At 44.4% G+C, this 20927-nt stretch carries 23 protein-coding genes, 1 tRNA gene and 2 pseudogenes; 21 read left to right on the top strand and 5 right to left on the bottom strand.

Annotated elements, in window-relative coordinates:
- A pseudogene (locus AB840_RS17890) lies at positions 1–205 on the bottom strand (IS1634 family transposase); the annotation flags it as partial.
- A gap of 303 nt (positions 206–508) precedes the next feature.
- Here AB840_RS17890 and AB840_RS12680 point away from each other — a divergent pair.
- Positions 509–826 (top strand): transposase, encoded by a 318-nt coding sequence (locus AB840_RS12680; protein WP_053078187.1) that lies wholly within the window; start codon positions 509–511, stop codon positions 824–826.
- 71 nt (positions 827–897) lie between these two features.
- On the top strand, positions 898–1329 hold the full coding sequence (locus tag AB840_RS18335; RefSeq protein ID WP_048515216.1) for a tyrosine-type recombinase/integrase: 432 nt from the start codon (positions 898–900) through the stop codon (positions 1327–1329).
- A gap of 128 nt (positions 1330–1457) precedes the next feature.
- On the opposite strand, the gene AB840_RS12690 is transcribed toward AB840_RS18335, so the two are convergent.
- Positions 1458–1533, bottom strand: a tRNA-Thr gene (locus AB840_RS12690).
- A gap of 92 nt (positions 1534–1625) precedes the next feature.
- On the opposite strand from AB840_RS12690, the gene AB840_RS16785 reads away from it, so the two are divergent.
- From AB840_RS16785 to AB840_RS12705, 4 genes are all read left to right on the top strand, one after another.
- Entirely contained in the window at positions 1626–1820 is a 195-nt protein-coding gene (locus tag AB840_RS16785; protein WP_152669417.1) for a calponin homology domain-containing protein, read from the top strand.
- Positions 1762–2931, top strand: coding sequence for an iron-containing alcohol dehydrogenase (locus tag AB840_RS12695; protein WP_048515217.1), 1170 nt, complete (start codon positions 1762–1764; stop codon positions 2929–2931). The genes AB840_RS16785 and AB840_RS12695 overlap by 59 nt, the downstream gene beginning before the upstream one ends.
- An 80-nt stretch (positions 2932–3011) precedes the next feature.
- Positions 3012–3995: a phosphotransferase enzyme family protein gene (locus AB840_RS12700; protein ID WP_048515218.1), complete on the top strand. Its 984-nt coding sequence runs from the start codon at positions 3012–3014 to the stop codon at positions 3993–3995.
- Between the two features lie 77 nt (positions 3996–4072).
- Positions 4073–5431: an aspartate aminotransferase family protein gene (locus AB840_RS12705; protein ID WP_200809989.1), complete on the top strand. Its 1359-nt coding sequence runs from the start codon at positions 4073–4075 to the stop codon at positions 5429–5431.
- 531 nt (positions 5432–5962) lie between these two features.
- Here AB840_RS12705 and AB840_RS18340 read toward each other — a convergent pair.
- Complete coding sequence (locus tag AB840_RS18340; RefSeq protein WP_159445833.1) at positions 5963–6457, bottom strand: transposase; 495 nt, start codon at positions 6455–6457, stop codon at positions 5963–5965.
- Positions 6458–7062: 605 nt separating this feature from the next.
- On the opposite strand from AB840_RS18340, the gene nadA reads away from it, so the two are divergent.
- From nadA to AB840_RS12740, 6 genes are all read left to right on the top strand, one after another.
- A complete protein-coding gene (gene nadA / locus AB840_RS12715) occupies positions 7063–7971 on the top strand; it encodes a quinolinate synthase NadA (RefSeq protein WP_048515220.1) in 909 nt (302 codons plus the stop codon).
- A 12-nt stretch (positions 7972–7983) separates the two neighbouring features.
- Entirely contained in the window at positions 7984–9300 is a 1317-nt protein-coding gene (locus AB840_RS12720; RefSeq protein WP_048515221.1) for an L-aspartate oxidase, read from the top strand.
- Entirely contained in the window at positions 9297–10148 is an 852-nt protein-coding gene (gene nadC / locus AB840_RS12725; RefSeq protein WP_048515222.1) for a carboxylating nicotinate-nucleotide diphosphorylase, read from the top strand. Before AB840_RS12720 ends, nadC begins: the two co-directional genes overlap by 4 nt.
- Before the next feature lie 332 nt (positions 10149–10480).
- Positions 10481–11917, top strand: coding sequence for an aspartate ammonia-lyase (locus AB840_RS12730; protein WP_048515223.1), 1437 nt, complete (start codon positions 10481–10483; stop codon positions 11915–11917).
- Positions 11918–12063: 146 nt separating this feature from the next.
- Positions 12064–12426, top strand: coding sequence for an HI0074 family nucleotidyltransferase substrate-binding subunit (locus AB840_RS12735; protein ID WP_048515224.1), 363 nt, complete (start codon positions 12064–12066; stop codon positions 12424–12426).
- A gap of 103 nt (positions 12427–12529) precedes the next feature.
- On the top strand, positions 12530–12943 hold the full coding sequence (locus tag AB840_RS12740; RefSeq protein WP_053078188.1) for a rhodanese-like domain-containing protein: 414 nt from the start codon (positions 12530–12532) through the stop codon (positions 12941–12943).
- Positions 12944–13011: 68 nt separating this feature from the next.
- On the opposite strand, the gene AB840_RS12745 is transcribed toward AB840_RS12740, so the two are convergent.
- Both AB840_RS12745 and AB840_RS12750 read right to left on the bottom strand, forming a co-directional pair.
- Entirely contained in the window at positions 13012–14583 is a 1572-nt protein-coding gene (locus AB840_RS12745; protein ID WP_048515225.1) for an ABC transporter permease/substrate-binding protein, read from the bottom strand.
- Complete coding sequence (locus AB840_RS12750) at positions 14583–15710, bottom strand: betaine/proline/choline family ABC transporter ATP-binding protein (RefSeq protein ID WP_048515226.1); 1128 nt, start codon at positions 15708–15710, stop codon at positions 14583–14585. The genes AB840_RS12745 and AB840_RS12750 overlap by 1 nt, the downstream gene beginning before the upstream one ends.
- 238 nt (positions 15711–15948) lie before the next feature.
- Between AB840_RS12750 and AB840_RS12755 the strand changes: the two genes are divergently transcribed.
- The 9 genes and pseudogenes from AB840_RS12755 to AB840_RS16795 all read left to right on the top strand — a co-directional run.
- Positions 15949–16641, top strand: coding sequence for a GntR family transcriptional regulator (locus tag AB840_RS12755; protein WP_048515227.1), 693 nt, complete (start codon positions 15949–15951; stop codon positions 16639–16641).
- Positions 16642–16946: 305 nt separating this feature from the next.
- Positions 16947–17096, top strand: a complete 150-nt coding sequence (rpmG, locus tag AB840_RS12760) for a 50S ribosomal protein L33 (RefSeq protein ID WP_014015374.1) — start codon at positions 16947–16949, stop codon at positions 17094–17096.
- Positions 17097–17140: 44 nt separating this feature from the next.
- Positions 17141–17377, top strand: a complete 237-nt coding sequence (gene secE, locus AB840_RS12765; RefSeq protein WP_048515228.1) for a preprotein translocase subunit SecE — start codon at positions 17141–17143, stop codon at positions 17375–17377.
- A 15-nt stretch (positions 17378–17392) separates the two neighbouring features.
- On the top strand, positions 17393–17932 hold the full coding sequence (nusG, locus tag AB840_RS12770; RefSeq protein ID WP_048515229.1) for a transcription termination/antitermination protein NusG: 540 nt from the start codon (positions 17393–17395) through the stop codon (positions 17930–17932).
- 86 nt (positions 17933–18018) lie between these two features.
- Entirely contained in the window at positions 18019–18444 is a 426-nt protein-coding gene (gene rplK / locus AB840_RS12775; RefSeq protein ID WP_048515230.1) for a 50S ribosomal protein L11, read from the top strand.
- Positions 18445–18506: 62 nt separating this feature from the next.
- Positions 18507–19223, top strand: coding sequence for a 50S ribosomal protein L1 (rplA, locus tag AB840_RS12780; RefSeq protein WP_048515231.1), 717 nt, complete (start codon positions 18507–18509; stop codon positions 19221–19223).
- Between the two features lie 172 nt (positions 19224–19395).
- Positions 19396–19953, top strand: a complete 558-nt coding sequence (gene rplJ, locus AB840_RS12785; RefSeq protein ID WP_048515232.1) for a 50S ribosomal protein L10 — start codon at positions 19396–19398, stop codon at positions 19951–19953.
- A 46-nt stretch (positions 19954–19999) separates the two neighbouring features.
- Positions 20000–20368 carry a 50S ribosomal protein L7/L12 gene (gene rplL / locus AB840_RS12790; protein WP_048515233.1) on the top strand — a complete coding sequence of 123 codons (369 nt, stop codon included), beginning with the start codon at positions 20000–20002 and terminating at the stop codon, positions 20366–20368.
- Positions 20369–20778: 410 nt separating this feature from the next.
- Positions 20779–20927, top strand: a pseudogene (locus AB840_RS16795) (IS256 family transposase); the annotation flags it as partial.

Below are 20927 nucleotides of genomic sequence, written 5' to 3' on the forward strand. Positions count from 1 at the left end.
TGCCATATGGGTGCTTATGTGTGCAATGCCATTTTTCGAACCGGTACAACGGATTGTTGTCTTCGAGAATGAGGTAAAAAGCAATCGATAACATCTGTTGATAGTCATTGGGAAAGCAGGATTGAAGATCTGCAGTAAGACCAAGCGTATCAGCCACAGCTTCCAACAGATACGTAGCACCATAGTACAGATGTTTGCATTCCATATAAGGGGTAGTGCCATGCTTTACAACAGTTGGAACCGGAATCGATTTCTTTTTGGAGCGGCCTCTGGTTGGAATGATGTTTCCCGTATTGTCATCCACTTTTCCAACGCAGGTTCGTTTTGCTCGCGACTGTTGTTTTTTCTTGTCCCAGTAGTATGTGGTTTCGTAAGCATATGTAATGCCAGATCTTTTATCGGTTTACGTTATGATGGACATGTTTCACCTCGTCATGTTTTTGAGAATCCAGGATAAACCCCAGTTTTCTCATAATCCGTTTAAGGTGATGTCGCCATACTTGGAAATTTGATTTTTCTGATTCCATGTACAATACAGAGCAATCCCTATTACAATACCCTGCTGGATCGTGTAACGCAAGAAATAAAAAGCGACAGAGGAATCCGTCTGCGGACCAATCGCTCTATTCAAGTAGAAGGAGCGTTTGGGGGGGGGGGGCTGAAAGATGATTATCTGTATCACCGCATCCAGCGCCGGGGCAAAGAGAATGTATGGAAGGAATTACTTGTTGTTGCCATGGGATTTAATCTCCGGAAGCTACACGCACGGTTGCACAACGGACGAATGCATAAGCGATTTTTAGATAAAGACCCGAAGACAGCTTGATAAAAAAAGCATAACAAAGCGGGGCGTATTTAAAGTATGATATCGAACTCATCAATGAAGATACTGGGTGCGTGCATGTAAACGCTTCTTGGGGTCTGACTGAAATCAGATATGGCAGAAAAAAACCTAAAACGCAGGACAGCGTTCGCGTGGTACCTTTTAAATCGGGCTATTTGGTAAACCTATTAAAACAGGTCCAAACGCACGGCAAAAGTAAATGGGTTGTAGAAAACCGTACAGGTACCGGGCCTATTGATCCCCAAAACTTTACGAACCGCTGTTTCAAGGACGTCTCAAGAAAGCTTGGTTTTATTACCGTCATTACATCTCATGTTGCCCGCCATACATACATTTCACATTTAGTAGATGAAAGAGTCCCGTATACATTAATTGCTAAACTAGGGGGGAATAGGACAACCGAAATGGTGGCTAGGGTATATGCTCATTCGATTTACGATAATGAGAAAAAGCTTGACGCTGTCGCGAACCTGTATACTAGTTAATTCGAAGAAATAATTGCAAAAATGATGGTACAATTGATTGTACCATCACCATAATTTGAGAGGATAAGGACCTCTTATAAAAAAATAACCGCAAGGCCTTTGAAGCCTTACGGTTACTGGGTTTTTCATGGAGCCACTAATAGGATTTGAACCTACGACCCTCTCATTACGAATGAGATGCTCTGCCAGCTGAGCTATAGTGGCAAGTACTCCTCTATTATAGAGATATAGAGATCCTTTGTCAAGATATATTTAGTATGCACTTTGAGAAAAAATGATATTGCAAGAGGGATTTTATGGCAGACGGTTTGATATTATTAAAAAAATATGATAAAATTCAAAATAGAATTATGAATATTAAAAGAAAAGACAAAGGAGTCTCTTTACGTGAAGAAGGCTTCTTTTATTTTAACAAAGTGAGGGTGATATATCGTGCCGTTTCAAATGTTTGTTCCTACAAAAGCGCTGTTTGGTCAGGGGCAGTTGAATAATCTCCATGCACAGGCGCTTCCGGGGAAGAAAGCTCTTATTATTGTGTCTAATGGGAAGTCTGTCAAGGTCAATGGATATTTAGACAGGACGGAAAAAGAACTGCACCTGGCCGGAGTGGAAACTGTGCTTTTTGATGAGGTGGAAGCGAATCCGTTAAAGCCTACGGTAATGCGGGGCGGTCAGGCGGCTCGGGATAATGCCTGCGATTTTCTGGTTGCTCTCGGCGGCGGCAGCTGTATTGATGCCGCTAAGGCGATTGCTGTTGTGGCGACGAATGATGGTGATCTGTGGGATTATATCTCCCAGGGAACCGGTAAGGGAAAACCTATTGCCAATAAACCCTTGCCGATCGTTGCAATCACGACGACCGCCGGGACCGGTTCGGAAACAGATATGGGCGGTGTGATTACCAATGAGGAAACGAATGAAAAAACACCGGTGAAAAGCCCGGATTTATTTCCCGTACTTGCTGTTATTGACCCGGAATTGATGGCGACGGTACCACCGAAATTTACGGCGTATCAAGGGTTTGACGCTCTGTTTCACAATATCGAAGGATACTTGTCGAAAAAAGCAAATTTGATGAGCGAAATGGTGGCGCTGGAAGCGATCAAACAGATCAGTGCATACCTGCCGGAGGCTGTACACAACGGCAGTAATATGACAGCTCGTGAACGAGTCGCCTTTGGCAATTATTTGGGCGGCATTGAAATGTGTCTGAGTGGCAATATGAGTGAGCATTCCCTGGAACATGCCTTGAGCGCGTATCACCAGGAGCTGCCCCATGGTGCCGGACTCATTATGCTGAGCAAGGCATACTTTGCCTTTATGATCGATCACCATGCCTGTGATGATCGCTTTATCTGCATGGCACAAAAAATGGGAATCCCTGATGCGTCTGAACCGGCAGATTTTCTTAAAGCCTTGGAAAATCTTATCGAACACTGTGGTGTAAACGAACTCAAAATGTCCGATTACGGCATTCAACCGGATGAATTTCCGAAAATGGCGGAAAATGCAAAGAATGCTATGGGGATGCTCTTTGCCAATGATCGCATTGCATTAAGTATAGATGACTGCATCGCCATCTTTAAGGCTGCATATCGATAAATAATAGCGCTGCATATTTGTGAAACCGGTTTTCTATGAGAGCCGGTTTTATTTATATCATAACGGAGGGAGGGGCTCCGATGAAGGAATTCGGCAGTTTGAGGCAGGTATTTATTCCATATTTGGAGAAAAAAATCCGGCAGATTTATGCATTTGGTGAAGAAATCACAGTGCGGTATCTGACATTTTCTGAAAATTTCACATATGTTTTATACCGGGGACAAAAACCGATCGGCATTATCAGTCTTCATAAACCGGGATATCATACACCCGGGGAATTATATGATGAGCTTGTCTGGATGCATGAGGTGAGGCAGGAGACCGCCGTGCATGTTCCGCAGATATTTAATGGTCGGAATGGGGGTTTTCTCTATGCAGTGACTTTGCCGGATGATGGCGGGAGATATTATTTCCCTGTTACGGAGTATCTGCCGGGAAAGACCTTGGAATCGGCTGAAGATGGGTGTGCGGAGGCGTGGGCCGAACGGGTAGGAGAAATAACAGCAATGCTCCATGTTCAGTCCTGTCGCCGTGCGACTGCCCGTCCCCAGCTGAATTGTTTCCAATGGGATCTGCCGCGTACGCTGGGAGCGCAGGCCCGATGGGGAAATTTCAATCTGTATCCGGTTAAGCAAGATGAACAAGATATGTTGAACAAAGCAGCTCGGAAAATTATAGAACAATTGCAGATATATGGCAAAAGTGACGCAAATTATTTTCTTATTCATGCGGATCTTCATACGGGTAACCTGATGACAGAAGGATCTGAAGTATCGCTGATTGATTTTGATGACTGCGGCTATAGCTGGTTTTTATACGATCTGGGGGCGTTTATGAGCCGGCAGAGTGTTCATCTGCAAGCTGTTATCGACAGCTGGTGCAGTGGCTACGAACGGATTCGACCGCTGTCTGCGGCAGATATACAGATGATTCCTGCGTTTGTGCTTATGTGGCGTTTGGTCCGCTTGGGATGGCTGGCGACACGTAAGGACAATGATGTCGTTTCCCAAGATGAACGCCGCTATCTGGAAAAAACGCTGGAATTAGCCGGTATCTTTGTATAATTGGATTTTGCCAGAAAACGATTTTTTCATGATGGAAAAATGGCAGTATACATGCATTTAAAAGGGAGCGGATACATTTGAAAACACAAATCAATCCATCAGGTATGCCCAATGGGTTTTCATCAGAATTACTGCATAATTTGGATATGGATGAACAAAATCTGATCAAACGACGTATGAATGTATTAGGTTCGTCATACAAGCTGATGTATCATCATCCTGTAGAATTTGTCCGCGGTGACGGCATGTATTTGTATGATGCGGCCGGGGTGCCATATCTGGACTGCTATAATAACGTCGTATCTGTCGGTCATTGTAATGCTCGGGTCGCGGAAGCCGTGGCCCGGCAGATATCTACGCTGAATACACATACGCGGTATCTCCATCCGGCGATTCTGGATTATGCGGAACGATTGCTGGCGACATTTCCAGCACCACTTAAGCGGGTTATGTTTGCTTGCACCGGCAGTGAAGCTGTAGATTTGGCACTGCGGATTGCATTTTCCCATACCGGTGCTGACGGTGTGATTATTAGTGAGTTTGCTTATCATGGCACAACGATGACTGCATCCTCCGTATCTCCTTCTTTGGGACAGTCGGTTCCGCTGGGCCAGCACGTTCGTACTGTACGGGCACCGCTTGCTTACCGGGAAGAGGTTGCGGATGTTGGACTGCGGCTGGCACGGGACGTGGAGGAGGCTATTGATGATCTGGAACGCCACGGCATTCGTTTTGCCGCTTTTTTGGCAGACTCCATTTTTTCCAGTGACGGTCTGGCCAGCGATCCGGCAGGATTTCTGCAGCCCGTCATTGAGGTTGTTCATCGTCGCGGCGGGCTGTATATTGCTGATGAAGTGCAGCCGGGATTCTGCCGGACTGGTGATGCCTTTTGGGGCTTTCAGCGGCATCATATTGTGCCGGATATTGTTGTTATGGGCAAACCGATGGGAAATGGCATGCCTATTTCCGCATGTGTGACAGCTCCTGATTTTCTGGAGCAATTCAGTCAATGCCGGTATTTCAATACGTTTGACGGCAATCCTGTTTCTATTGCTGCCGCCGCGGCAGTACTGAGCGAACTGCAGGAACGGGATCTTTTGAAAAATTGCCGTACCGTTGGTGCGCTTCTCAAAGGAAAGTTACAGGCCTTGCAGAAAAAATATGACTGCATCGGAGATATTCGCGGTACCGGCTTATACTGGTCTATTGAATTCGTCAAAGATCAAAAAACAAAGGAACCCGATGCGGCATTGACGCTGGCAGCTGTCAATGCTTTGCGTGAGGCCCATATTCTTGTCAGCACTTTTGGACTGTATGAAAATTGCATGAAACTACGGCCGCTGCTTATTATGGAACCGCAGCATGTCGATCAATTTGCAGATTCCTTAGACTGCGTATTGGAACGGCTGACGGTTCAGCAGCACGCTGTCTATTAGCCAGATTTGTAAAAAATACTGTTGACTGCTTTAGGTTAGCAGCTAACGGTATTTTTGGGCTCTATGCCAAATGTTGGGGTGACTCAGTAGTTGCCCTATATATGAAGGGAACATGCAATGGGGTGTTCCTCTTTTTCTTTGTATAGCAGCATCCATAAACAATATATAGTTTCGAAAGCGAAAAAAATTACGAATACCAAAGCAAACCTGTTTTAATACTTTATATCTTGTTATATCCATTTATATCCATGGAAGTAGTGAAAATGGATGGCATTAATAATACTGTTAAACCAATCCGTAAAGGAGTGTAGCAGAGACTTGAATTCTACTACTAGTCAGGAAGCTTGTACCAATTCCAGCCAGGATTGTAGGAAATATATCGCAGACTGTTTCGTGGGCATACGTAATACCTTATAAAAACATTCTTTTAAAGTATAGGCAATGCGCAGGTCATCGGACTGTGCCAGTCTTTTAGACAAATGAGCTCATCGTCTGTCAGGGTACAGCCGGATTTGGTTAACATTTTTTTTGTTACGCTTGAAATAGAGGCGGCGATGATCTCATTGGTGCTGAATCCGTTTCTGTACGTTTTTTCATCACCCCGAGTACCTGACGAACAATATGATACTTGTCGCAGATAATAGCAGCCATGCGTTGTACGACCAAACGAAATAAAGGAGAGGAATCCATGACTATATAATTGACGGTCTTGCGCATGGCGTAGGGGTAGGTGGTAAAATAGTATAGTAATTGTTGGGTATTCCGTTGTGGTAAGATATCGAGTACTGTTTTTCTGGCGGGATCAACTAGGGCTATCTGGTATGTTTGCCCCTGTGCGTTCCCCCGGAATTCATCCAGCGACAAGATAGCAGGAAGCGCAACCGGCTTGCTATAGGAAATGCAGTCAAAATGCCGAAGGACGGTAGTGATCGACACGTGTAATCTGTCGGCAATATCGGTAAAACTTTGTTTGCGAGCGCATTCGCGAATTATGGTGAGTTGATGGCGTCGTTGGTATGGCTGCACTAAGGGAGTGCAGGATAAAAGGAATGACCGCAAGTGGCACCGACATAGCGGCGTTTATGGAGGCAGGCATATACGGGCACCTCATCCATCCATGTCAAGAGAATGTTTTGTTGCCGATAGTCTTTTACTCGGGAAGTCAGGGAATGACAGTAAGAGCACTGACAGGAAATGCGAGAAAATTCTATAAAAATGATTTGTTAAACCGGGATTTTAGATCGGATGAGCCGTTAAAAAATGCGTTATGGATATAACAGAGATCAAAGCGAAGGACGGTAAACCATCGCTCAAGTACTGCAACCGATATACGATCCACTATTTGCTGATGGTAGTTATGGATACCGCCCGAAACGGAATGCGCAACAAACTATTCGACAGATTATGAGCTATGCCGAACAAGGGTACGACTTTGCAGTCGTGATAGACCTGTCCAAGTACTTTGATACGTTGAACCTGATCTGCTTATAAACCTGATGCGCAAGACGATACAAGGTACATAAAGGAATACTGAGTACAGTATGACAAGACAATACGTGACAACTGTCTTGCCAATGATTGACAAGTACGGTATAATAGCAATAATTATTGAATACAAAGGAGATTGTCTTATGCCGTCGTTAGAAGAGGAAATAGAGGCGTTAAAAAAGGAAAAGCAGGCTGTCATTTTAGCTCATTATTATGTACCCGACGAGGTGCAGGAAATAGCGGATTACATCGGTGATTCCTTTTATTTGAGCAAGAAGGCCGTCGAGACCGACGCCCGGATCATCGTGTTTGCCGGTGTGCGGTTTATGGGGGAAAGTGCCAAGATGCTCAACCCGCAGAAAAAGGTGCTTATGCCGGATCGCACTGCCGACTGTCCCATGGCACATATGGCCACGGTAGCGGCGATTGAGGCCGTCCGCAAGGCTTGTGACGATGTGGCCGTTGTTTGCTATATCAATTCGACGACGGAGCTGAAGGCGGCGTCTGATGTGTGTGTGACGTCCTCCAACGCGGTGAAGATCGTGAAACGGCTGCCCAATAATAATATATTTTTTACACCAGATAAAAATCTGGGACATTATGTTTCCCTGCAGGTCCCGGAAAAGCATTTTATCTTGAATGACGGCTTTTGCCCGCGCCACGAATCTATTCGTCCGGAATTTGTTCGTGAAGCCCGGCAGGCGCATCCGCAGGCATTGTTTTTGGCTCATCCTGAATGCCCGCCGGCGGTGTTGGAAATGGCTGATTATATCGGCAGTACGTCGGGCATTATTGAGTATGCGGCAAAATCGTCTCATACAGAATTTATTATCGGTACGGAGGCCGGCGTCTTGTATGAGCTGACGACGAACAACCCGGGCAAGACCTTTTATCCGGCCATGGAGGACCAATATTGCATGAATATGAAAAAGGTCACGTTGGAAAAGGTGAGGAACTGCCTGCGTGACGAAACAAACGAGGTCGTCGTGCCGGCGGCACTCAGCCGGAGGGCTGTTGGCGTACTGGATAAAATGTTGGAATTGGCAAGATGAGGAAGGCGGACTATGAATACGAGACAGACAGATGTATTGATCGTGGGGACTGGTGCGAGCGGCTTATTTGCGGCGCTGCATCTGCCAGATCATAAAAATGTGCTGATGATTACCAAGGATGAGCTGGAAAACAGTGATTCCTTTCTGGCTCAGGGGGGGATCTGCGTACTGCGGGATGAAGGCGATTATGACAGCTTCATGGAGGATACGATGAAGGCCGGTCATTATGAAAACCGGCGGGAATCTGTCGATATCATGATCCGGTCCTCTCGGGAGGTTATTGGCGCGCTTATGGACTGTGGTGTCGATTTCGCGACGCAGCCGGACGGTGAACTGGATTATACGCGGGAGGGCTGCCATTCCAAAGCCCGGATTTTATTTCATGAGGATATTACAGGGAAGGAAATTACCAGTAAATTGATTGATGCCGTCCGCAGGCGTTCCAATGTGACAATTTTGGAATATACGACGATGCTGGATATTATTGAAGAGAGCAACCGATGTATGGGGATTGTGGCCCGCAGTCAGAATGGCTCGTATATGGCGATTCAGGCGTCACAGACGATAGTGGCCAGTGGCGGTATTGGCGGCTTGTATCAGCATTCTACTAATTTTCCGCATTTAACCGGCGATGCAGTGGCCATTGCCATGCAGCACGGTATTACGCTGGAACATATTGGGTATGTGCAGATTCATCCGACAACGTTGTATTCACAAAAGTCGGGCCGGCGGTTCCTCATTTCTGAGTCCGTACGCGGCGAGGGAGCCAAGCTGTACGGTAAGGACGGGATGCGTTTTGCCGACGAAGTGCTGCCGCGTGATGTCATGACGGCGGCGATTCGTAAGCAGATGGCTAAAGATGGGATGCCCTTTGTGTGGCTTGATATGACGGTGCTGGGAAGGGATACGATCCGCCAGCATTTTCCGCATATTTACGAGCGTTGCATGGAGGAGGGCATCAACGCGGTTACTGACTGGATACCCGTTGTGCCGGCCCAGCATTACTTTATGGGCGGTATTCGTGTCGATACATATAGCAAGACCTCCATGGATAATCTGTATGCCGTAGGCGAAACAAGCTGCAACGGCGTGCATGGCAGAAACCGTTTGGCCAGTAATTCCCTGCTGGAAGGGCTGGTATTTGGCCAGCGGGCGGCGCTGCAGATCGGCAAGCAGCTATGCGCGGCTGCCGGAGCGCGGGACGACAGCCGGTTTGACCTGTTGAGCCGTCGTGCTGTCGCAAAAATTGCGGCGGGCCGGGAGGCGCTGGAACAGCGGCACCGGGATGAATTATTGCAGGAAATACAGAAGGAGCAGGGCGCAGGATGAATACGGCAACGATGAAATTATACGCGGAACCATTGATTTTGATGGCCCTGCGGGAGGATATTACCAATGAAGATATATCGACAAACGCGGTCATGCCGGAGGATGCCGCGGGTACTGTCGATTTGCTGTGCAAACAGTCCGGCGTGATCGCCGGACTGTCTGTATTTGCCAGAACCTTTACGCTGCTGGATAAAGACGTGCGGTTTACATGTCAGGTTCGTGATGGTGACGAGGTGATGCAGGGACAGTGTTTGGGCTGCCTTACCGGTAATATCCGCACCTTGCTTTCCGGCGAACGGGTAGCGCTGAATTATCTGCAGCGTATGAGCGGTATTGCTACGTACACCCGGGAGATCGCCGGCCTGTTGGCAGGAACGACGGTCAAGCTGCTGGATACGCGGAAAACGACGCCCAATATGCGCGTCTTTGAAAAATACGCTGTCCGCATTGGCGGCGGCCATAACCACCGGTATAATCTGTCTGATGGTATTTTGCTCAAGGATAATCATATAGGAGCTGCCGGCGGCGTGGCGAGGGCCATACAGATGGCGCGGGAGTACGCGTCGTTTGTGCGTAAGATCGAGGTGGAGACGGAAACGCTGGATATGGTGCGGGAGGCCGTCGAAGCAGGAGCCGATATTATCATGCTGGATAATATGTCCCATGATATGATGAAGGAGGCCGTGCGGCTCACCGGTGGACAGGCAGAGACGGAATGCTCGGGCAATGTGACGCGGGAAAATATTGCCCGCCTGGCTGATATCGGCGTGGATTATATTTCCAGCGGCGCTCTGACGCATTCCGCGCCGATTCTGGATCTGTCTCTCAAGCATCTTCACCGTATATAGCGTCGTGACGGGGCCTGGTATTGGGCTTTTAGCCGTGCAGAGGAAAACCTAAATAAATCCTAAAGTATAACTATGTATATTGACAGATAGGCCCCGAGAGACTATGATATAGGTAAATTCATAAACGTGCGTACGGCAAAGGTGCTGTTGAAGAGATTTCAACAGCACCTTTTTCGTATGTATCAGGGAAAAAGGAGTTGAGTGTGTATCGAATTTAAATGCAGGGGATATTTTTATAGCATTCATTGAATACTGTATACAAAAAAGAAAAAAATATGAAAAAGTAGTTCATTATTGTAGATGATACGTGTGTGATTACGGGGGAAAATATCATGAGAACTGAACATGACTTTTTAGGGGAAATGAATGTACCGGACGATGTGTACTATGGTGTACAGACCATGCGTGCCATGGAAAACTTCCATATTACAGGGGAACATCTGGATCCGGACTTCATTAAAGCCATGGCAATTGTGAAAAAGGCAGCAGCGCTGGCCAATATGGACACAGGACGTCTGAATCCGGCGATCGGAAACGCCCTTGTTCAGGCAGCCAGTGAAGTAATTGAAGGGAAATGGAATGACCAGTTTCCTGTTGATCCGATTCAAGGCGGGGCCGGTACGTCCGTAAATATGAATATGAACGAAGTGCTTTGCAACCGGGCACTGGAAATCACGGGTAAGGCCAAGGGACGGTATGATTTGGTTTCACCGAACAATCATGCCAATATGGCGCAGTCGACAAACGATGTGTTCCCGACAAGTATCAAGGTGTGCCTGGTAATCAAAGGGCAGAAGCTGATGGAAGCGCTGAAGGAACTGGAAGGCGGTCTGGATGAAAAGTCCGATGAATTCCGGGATGTATTAAAAATGGGCCGTACTCATTTGCAGGATGCCGTGCCGATTACGCTGGGACAGGAAATGGGAGCCTATGCTTCGGCTGTCCGGCGTGGCAGAAAACGTATCGAACGGACTCTTGAAGGAGTTCGTGTTATCAATATGGGGGGAACGGCAGTCGGTACAGGGCTCAATGCGGAACCTGCTTATATCAAAGCCGTAGCCGCTAAGCTGTCGATGCTGACGGGAGAAATTTTTGTAACGGCCCGTAACCTTATTGATATGACCAACAATACGGATATATTTTCAGATGTGTCAGGCAGCATGAAAACGACGGCCCTTATGCTCATCAAAATGGCCAATGATTTTCGGCTGATGGCATCCGGCCCGCGGTGCGGCCTCAACGAATTGAAGCTGCCGGCCCGGCAGCCGGGATCGTCTATCATGCCTGGCAAGGTCAATCCGGTCATGGCGGAAGTATTGGATCAGACGTGCTATCAGGTCATCGGGAATGATACGGTCATCAGCCTGGCCGTAGAAAACGGGCAGTTTGAATTGAACGTCATGGAACCGGTGATGGCTTTCAATTTATTTCATTCCATGCAGTATTTGACGAATGCTATTCATGCTTTTATCAATAATCTGCTCAACGGACTGGAAGCGAACCGCAGTCAGTGCCAGTCGTGGGTGGATCACAGCGTCGGTATCGTTACGGCGCTTCTGCCCCATATCGGCTATGAACGGTCGGCTATGCTGGCAAAGGAAGCCTATACGACCGGCCGTCCGATTCGGGATATCATCTTGGAACATGACTATCTGACGAAGGAACAGGTGGATTGCATCCTTTCACCGGATGAAATGACCAAGCCCGGTATTGCAGGCAAGCGCGCGCTGGATAGAAGCTACGCAAAGCAGCAGAAAATTTCCGGCTGAGATAAACTATATAATATATATCCTAAAATAAAGCAGGGCAATGAGATATCAATATATTCTCGCTGCCCTGCTTTTTGGCAGCGGCCTAAAAAAAGTATTGCATCTTGCGCCGGTCTTCGTTATGATGGAAGAAAGGCGGTGATAGGATGACTGCGCTTGAAGAATTTATATGCCATTTTGCTGTTTTTTCACAAGCAGAAGCGGAGGATATGGGTAACGTATTTATCCGGCACGGAGTGATTCATTTGTTTATGGAGCAGTTTGATTTGGGCTGCCGGGTCTTTCAGAAGTGCCTGTGCCGTGATGGGCATGGCACGGCTGCCATGGGCTCACCAAGGGAAATTATTATGGCTGCCTATGAGGCTTATCTCTTTGTTGATGAAGATGTATGGCTGGCCATGCTGCGTGATCGGTATGAAACCGTGTCAGTGAAGGGAACCGCACGGGTTCAGCGGATCGTAGAGTACTATATTCCGGCGTTTCGGAATATGATTGCCATGCTGCGGTAATAACGGTGCATGCTTTGCTAAGAAGAGTGTTAAATGTCGTATCTATAGAAAATATGCATTCGTCAGAATGGAAAAATGACGAAATAAAGAAAGAGGGAGGACTATGGTTGTCAAATACATTGTAATGGGATTGATTATTATGGCTTTTGGGGGTGTTTTCACGGGATGTGCCTATGCAGAAAGGGCGGAGGACACGTCGAAAAACGGGTATATCCGTATTACACCGGATCAGGCAAACCAAATGCTGCAGGATAACCCGCAGGTTATATTGATAGATGTGCGGACGCCCCAGGAGTATGCGCAGCGGCATATTCCGAATGCCCGGCTCGTACCCAACGAAACGATTGCTGCTGATGCAATTGCTGGGCTAGATAAAGAAGACGTCATTCTCGTCTATTGCCGTACGGGGCATCGCAGCTGGCAGGCCGCGCAGAAACTGTTGGATATGGGGTATCAGCATGTCTGTGATATGGAAGGAGGGATTATCCAGTGGCCCTATGAAACAGTAACAGAATAGACGACCTTTGTAATGGGGCGTCTATTCTGTAATAAATCAATACAAAATGATAAATGAGAGGATGTATTTTAAATTAATCCTTCTTTTACTAAAAATTGATGGGCAACATCGGCAGGATCCTGATGCAGCTCATCTACTTGGTAATTAAGTTCCTGCATGGTTGTATTTGTTAGTTTTGTGTCGAGACTAGCTATAATGCCTCGTAACTCAGGATGTTTTTTGAGGATATCAGAGCGGATGAGAGGAACGGCATAATATGGCGGGAAAAAATGCTTATCATCTTCTAAAATATGGAGATTGAATTTTTTCAATAAACCGTCTGTTGTAAACGCATCTACAACGGATACGTTACCGTTTTCCAGGGCGATATACCTGTTGGAGCCATCTATACCGGTTACATTGGCAAAAGAAAAGTTATAAGCCTGTTCCAAGCCGGGTAATCCATCTTGGCGATTTAAAAATTCCAATGTGGTTCCTGCTTGTAAAAAAGGTGCAACGTTGGCTAAATCACTAATTGTGGATAAATGATATTGAGCTGCTGTCTGTTGAGAGACTGCCAGCGCATAAGTATTATTAAAATTCAGCGGGCTTAACAAAAGAATATTGTGTTTATTTTTCATTTCGTTGCTACATATTTTATATACTTGCTTTTCATTGGTTTCAGGGGAGTGTTTTAATATGTCTACTAATATTGTACCGGTGTAATCTACGTACATATCAATATCCCCGTTTTTTAAGGCAGAGAATAATACTTGCGTGCCACCAGCTCCAAAGTGGGATTCCACTTTTAAATCTGTTTTAGCTTCAATCAATTCTTTCAGCAGATTACCCAAAACTAATTGTTCTGAAAATTGTTTGCTGCCAATTCGGATAATATTTGATGTTTGATAATATGTTTGATATATATTGCCTCCAAAGACTCCTAGTAATACGCAAAAAGTGCCTGCAATAATCAGTTTTTTTATGCGCCGTTGTTGTTTTTCCTTCTTTTTATTTTTTAGAACTCCAGGACGAAGACTCATAGGAGTAACCAAATCTTCGACTAGAGATAGTATCCAGTCCACGGTAAGTGCCAGGATGCAAGCGGGGATAGCGCCAGCTAAGATCATAGCGGTATTGACTGAGGAAATACCGCTGAATACAAGGAACCCAAGTCCGCCAGCACCAATAAAAGCCGCGATTGTCATAAGGCCTACAGCCGTAACGGAAGAAATACGTACACCTGCCATCAGAATGGGTAATGTCAGTGGAATTTGTATTTTGTATAATATGTTGAAACGGGTCATACCGATTCCTCGGGCAGCCTCTATTAATTGTGGATTAATTTGCAGGATACCAATGTATGTATTTTTTATAATTGGCAATAGGGAGTATAAGAATACGACGACTACGGCGGGGACGGTACCTATTCCCAACAAAGGGATAGCAAATCCTAAAAGTGCCATGCTGGGAATGGCCTGTATCAGATTTGTGATCCCCAGGATAGGTCTACTTAGCGATTTGATATAGCTGATAAGTATTCCCAGAGGAACACCTACTAAAATAGCCAGCCCGACAGCAATTACGGTTAGACGGATATGGTCTAGTAGCAATCCCAATACCTGGTTTGTGTTGGTCACTAAATATGAGAAAATATCCATTACATCACTTCCGTTTCCGTTGTGTATTGTTCACCTAATGCTTTAAGTAAATTACGTTGTGTAATAACTCCGGCAACTGTTTCCTGATCATTTAATACGACCATATAATGAATGGGAGATTCCTTTATCAAATGAAGAACGGTTGTCAAGGTGTCTTCCACGTGAAGAATTGAAGGAGGACAATACATTATATCAGAAGCGGTTGCCTGTTCAGCTTTTTTGTTTTGTAGGGAGTTTATATCTAAAAATCCTCTGAATTTTTTTGTTTTTGGATCAATTACGATTATGTATGGATAGGACGTGTTTTGCACTTTTTTTAGACAGCGTTCCAACGAGTCCTGCGTATAACATGTGTTGACAGAAGGCCGCATGATATCTTTGGCTTTAATGAATTCGGGTGAATTCCAAATGCGATGTTTTCCGATAAAATTTTCTACAAAAGGAGTGGCCGGATGACGCAGCATTGTTTCTGTGGTGTCGTATTCTTCGATGTGCCCTTCCCGCATGAGACAAATATAATCAGAAATTTTAATAGCTTCATCCATATCGTGAGTGACGAAGACGATTGTTTTTTGCAATTTGTTTTGCAGGTGTTTAAGATCATCTTGCAGAGCAATACGTGTTAGCGGATCCAATGCAGAAAAAGGTTCGTCCATCAGAATTACCTCTGGATCAGTAATTAATGCTCGCGCTACGCCGATACGTTGTTGTTGCCCGCCAGATAGTTCAATGGGATAGTGATTCAGTAAATCAGGGGTGAGCCCCATTTTATCCATAATTTCATCAATTCTTTCTTTCCGTTCCCTTTTTGGATATTGATGTAAGGCCAAAACGAGTTCCAAATTTTTGTGAACTGTCATATGAGGAAATAATCCGATTTGTTGAATGACATAGCCTATATTACGGCGCAAATCTACTGGATTCATGTTTAAAATATTTTTTTCATTTACCAGTATATGACCTGATGTAATAGGAACTAGCCTATTGATCATTTTTAGCATAGTTGTTTTTCCGCAGCCACTTCTACCGATAATGGATACAATTTTCCCTTTAGGAATATTCAGGGATATAGAGTGTAATATTTCTTTTCTTCCGTAACGTTTTGTTACGTTTTCAAATTTAATCATATAAAACCTCCATTCGAAAATAAAAACAATAGTAACAACTTTATTATAACAAAGGGTTGTTACTATTGTCAAAATACATGTCAGTAGAGCGATAAATATTAAGGAAATACTAGTTGATTCTTAAATACAAAGGACTTGTTAAAAAGTCAAAAAATGAGTACACTAGACAACGGGCAGTACATTTTTTCAGGAGACGCTGCCGACTTTATTCTAAATAGTTAAGATACAAAGGAGTACCATGAAAGATTCAAATAGCATTTCCCGGTATCAACAGATTGCCGTCGATATCGCGGGGAAAATTGTCTCAGGAAATTATCGTGAAGGTGATAAAATTTTTGCCCGTTCTATGCTGGCTGCACAGTATCAGGTTTCTCCTGAAACGGCTCGGCGGGCAATTGCGTTATTGGCCGATTTGGAAATTATTTCTGTTATTCGTGGGAGTGGATGCACGATAAACTCTGTAGAGAAAGCGATTCGTTTCCGAAAGCAATTTTATAATTATGTATCTATTAGCACATTACGGAAAAATTTAAATATACAACTCGATCAGCAGATAGAAAATTTAATGGAGATCAAAAAAACAACAGGGCAATTGATGGAACAATTGGAACATTACCAACATATCAATCCCTTATATCCCATGCATATAAAAATTACAGATCAATGTCTGTATTTGGGACAATCTATTGAAGCAGTGCAGCTATGGCAGAAAACGGGGGCAACCATTGTAGCATTAAACCGATCTGAAAATTTTCAAATTTCGCCAGGGCCCTCTGTTGAATTACAACTTGATGATGAATTGTATTTTGTCAGTGATGCGGACGGATGGCAGCGCTTGCATCAATTCTTGTATGACACTTCACGAGAAAAAAATTTCAGTGTGTGTTCGGCAGATAGGAAAGGTGATTTTAAAAATAGGGATGAGTTGTAGATATGAAATTTGAATTGAATGAAAGCATTATTAAAAGGGCAGGGATGTGTATGGTTGAAAAATTTGATTTGAGTGGGACAGCAGAAGCTTTCAGGATATTTACTGATTAAAACAGGATACGAAAGGGAAAGCTTGACAAAATAGAGAACCTTTGATAGAATTAAAAAAGTTAGGTGATGGTCCGCCTAGCTTTTTTTAAGTTACAGTAATTATTTTCTTGACTTAGCTCAGCTAGTATGATACATTATATAGGCAGTCTTGCGCAAACGTTGAGCTTGTGATTATTTTTAAGAGAGGTGTAAGGAATGCGTACAGCGATTACATTGGCATGCACAGAATGCAAGCAGCGTAACTACCGGACCAATAAAAATAAGAAAAACAATCCGGATCGTTTGGAATTAAAGAAATACTGCCCGTTCTGCAAAAAAGAAACATTACATAAGGAAACGAAATAATTGAAATAAGATGTGCTTAATCTTATTTGGATGTGAGAGGTTATATGGCACTTTCAGCTAAAAAAGCAGCACAAAAGAATAAGAACAAAAAGAATCCGGGTAAATCATTTTTACAGGGTGTTAAGGTGGAAATGAAAAAGGTTATCTGGCCGACAAAAAAAGAACTGATCAACTACACGGTCATGGTTGTCGTCGCCACTATTGTGGTCATGGCAATTATTGCTGTAGCGGATGGTGTCTTTTCTCAGCTGTTTAATTTACTCCGCGGCGTTGTCGGATAGGAGGCCTGTGCTTAGATGGAATCAGATAAGAAATGGTATGTTATCCATACGTATTCCGGTTATGAAAATAAAGTAAAAGCAACACTGGAACGGAAGGTCAAATCCATGGGTCTGGAAAACGTCATCAACCGTATTCTTGTCCCGATGGAGGACGAAGTGGATGTGAAAGACGGGAAAAAACGAACGATAAAACGGAAGGTTTTCCCCGGATACGTGCTTGTCGAAATGGAAGTCAATGACCGCTCCTGGTATGTCGTACGCAATACGCCTGGCGTTACCGGATTTGTCGGATCTGCTACCAAGCCGATTCCCTTGGAACCGGGAGAGGTCAAGCAGATACTGAAAAATCAGGGGATTGACAGCGAAGCAAAGCCACGAATTTCTGTGGAAATTGGCGAACAGGTGCGTATTACTTCTGGTCCTTTTGAAAATTTCATTGCTGCGATTACGGAAATCAATGAAGAAAAAGGAACCTTAAAGGGCCTCATCGATATGTTTGGCCGCGAAACTACCGTAGAAGTCGACTATTCTCAAATCGAGAAGAGTCTGGAATAAATACTTCTAATGCGGCTATTGCCGCGAGTGGGAGAATCGAAGGATTCGCATACCACATTTTGTAATGTAAGGAGGTGTAAATCACCATGGCAAAAAAAGTAGCAAGAATGGTAAAGCTTCAGTGTGAAGCAGCTAAGGCAACTCCGGCGCCTCCGATTGGTCCTGCATTAGGCCAGGCTGGTGTCAATATTATGGCCTTTGTAAAGGAATTTAATGAACGGACTGCAAAACAGGCTGGTTTCATTATCCCTGTTGAAATTACGGTATATGACGACAGATCCTTTACGTTTATTACAAAAACACCGCCAGCTGCCGTATTGTTGAAAAAAGCAGCAGGTATTGAAAAAGCTTCGGGCGAACCGAATAAGAAAAAAGTTGCGAAAGTTGGCCGCGATAAGGTCCGCGAAATCGCAACGACTAAGATGCCTGACCTCAACGCCAATGACGTAGAACAGGCTATGAAAATGATTGAAGGTACTGCCCGCAGCATGGGTATCGAAATCGTCGACTAAGTTCGATGGATACCTGTGGAAGGGGTTATTCCCCGCTACATACCACAGAAGGAGGAAATGAGATGGCAAAAGTAGGCAAGAAATACGCTGAAGCCGCAAAGCTGTTCGATAAGCAAAAGTTGTACGATCCGGCTGAAGCAGTAGATCTCTTGAAGAAAATGGATACAGCCAAATTTGACGAAACAGTCGAATTATCTGTCAATCTGAACGTAGATCCGAAATATGCGGACCAGCAGGTTCGCGGTGCCTTGGTACTGCCTCATGGCATTGGCAAATCCAAGGTTGTTCTGGTATTTGCCCAGGGCGATAAGGAAAATGAAGCAAAGGATGCCGGTGCTGATTTTGTAGGTGCCGATGATCTTATAGAAAAAATTAAAGGCGGCTGGCTTGATTTTGATGTAGCAATCGCTACTCCCAACATGATGGGCAAGGTCGGCCGGTTAGGTAAAATTCTCGGGCCTAAAGGTCTGATGCCAAACCCGAAAATCGGGACGGTCACGATGGATGTTACCAAAGCTGTTTCCGAAAGTAAAGCCGGGAAAGTAGAATACCGTACAGATAAGGCCGGTAATGTCCACTCTCCTATTGGCAAAAAATCTTTCGATGCTAATAAATTGGTAGAAAACCTTACGACATTGGTGGATACTTTGATCAAAGTGAAGCCGTCCGGTGCTAAGGGCCAGTATATCAAATCGGTCACTATCAGCTCTACAATGGGCCCTGGTGTCCATATCAACCCATTCAGCGTAAAAGGTGTTGTGAAAGCTGAAGAAAATTAATATCTCTCTTAGCTGTAGACTGAAGGTATGTATAATGGACGAATGTCCGCCATCTGAGGCTATGAAACTAGCAGATATCTGAATCATGACTAGTTCCGGCCTCATGCAGAATGAGGCCGTTTTTTATTGCTAAGACGATATAAATCCCAGTTTAAGGAGGTGTATCGAAATCATGTCTATGTATGAAAAGAAACATGTTTCTCCGGCCAAAGCGGCTATTGTTGAAGAAATGAAAGAAAAGCTGCAGTCTGCAAAGGGTGCTGTATTAGTTGGTTTTACCGGACTTACAGTAGCTGATGTTACAAAGCTTCGCCGTAAATTCCGTGCCGGCAATGTAGAATACAAGGTCATCAAAAACACGTTGACTCGTATTGCTGCCGATGAACTCGGATATAACGCATTAGGCGAATTTCTCGAAGGACCGACCGCTATTGCTTATTCTACAGAAGATGTAGTGGCACCGGCAAAGATCCTGAAAGAATTTATCAAAGAAACCAAAACGGAGGCGCTGGCTGTCAAAGCCGGTATTGCTGACGGACAGGTTATTGATGCGACAGCCGTTGACGCATTGGCAAGCTTGCCGAGCCGCGAAGAACTTCTCGCAAAATTGGTTGGCAGCATGCAGTCCCCTATTTCTGGTATTGTCAATGTATTGCAGGGCAATATCCGCAATATGGTGTATGTGCTTGACGCTGTACGCGCTAAAAAAGCAGAACAAGAAAGTGCTTAATTAAAACTATTAAACTAAAAACCGATACTATTGGAGGTATTTTAAAATGACTAAAGAAGAAATCATGGAAGCCATTGAAAGCATGACTGTTTTGGAACTTTCCGAACTCGTTAAAGCTATGGAAGAAAAATTTGGTGTGTCTGCAGCTGCTCCGGTAGCTGTTGCAGCTGCTCCGGCTGCCGGCGCTGCTGCTGCTGAAGAAAAAACTGAATTTGATGTTATTCTTACCGCTGCTGGCGACAAGAAAATTGGCGTTATCAAAGTTGTCCGTGAAGTAACCGGTCTTGGCTTGAAAGATGCTAAAGCTCTTGTTGACGGTGCTCCTAAGGCTGTTAAAGAAGCTGTTGCTAAAGCTGACGCTGAAGCTCTCAAAGCTAAATTGGAAGAAGCAGGCGCTACTGTTGAATTGAAATAATTTCTTTGGAAATTAGAAATCCCGAAACACGACATAATTGTCCGTGTTTCGGGATTTTTTTTTGTTTATTACTTTATTTTTATAAAAATAAAGTAAATGTTTTGCATGGCAATGATCGGTTGGTAAGGTTAAATGACTTGTCCGTACTTAAATATTGCATGATATATATTTTTTATTGAGTCTTTTTTTTGTGCATGATATAATCCGAAATATGTGAAAAATAACTAATAATCGAAATTTAAACAGTATACCTATGTGCTATTGTGGAAAATTATCAATCTATTTATATTTTTATAGATAGCAATAAAACGATAGAGTACAATTAAGTTCGCAAAAGTAAAAAAAAGGAAAAAGCCATCAAAACTCCGAAAAGGTAAGTAGCGAGCAAACCAATAAGGAGTGAACAAATGATGGCTCACCTAAATTCTACCGTATCTTTTGAAAAAATGCTAATGAAATTTATATCAGAGGAAGATCCGATGCAATCTATGCTCAAATGGCTCTGTGAACGTCTCATGGAAGTTGAAGTAGAAAGTAAGCTTTGTGCCGAGAAATCAGA

Origin of the sequence: Megasphaera cerevisiae DSM 20462, assembly GCF_001045675.1 — a bacterium.
Classification (GTDB): Bacteria; Bacillota; Negativicutes; order Veillonellales; family Megasphaeraceae; genus Megasphaera; species Megasphaera cerevisiae.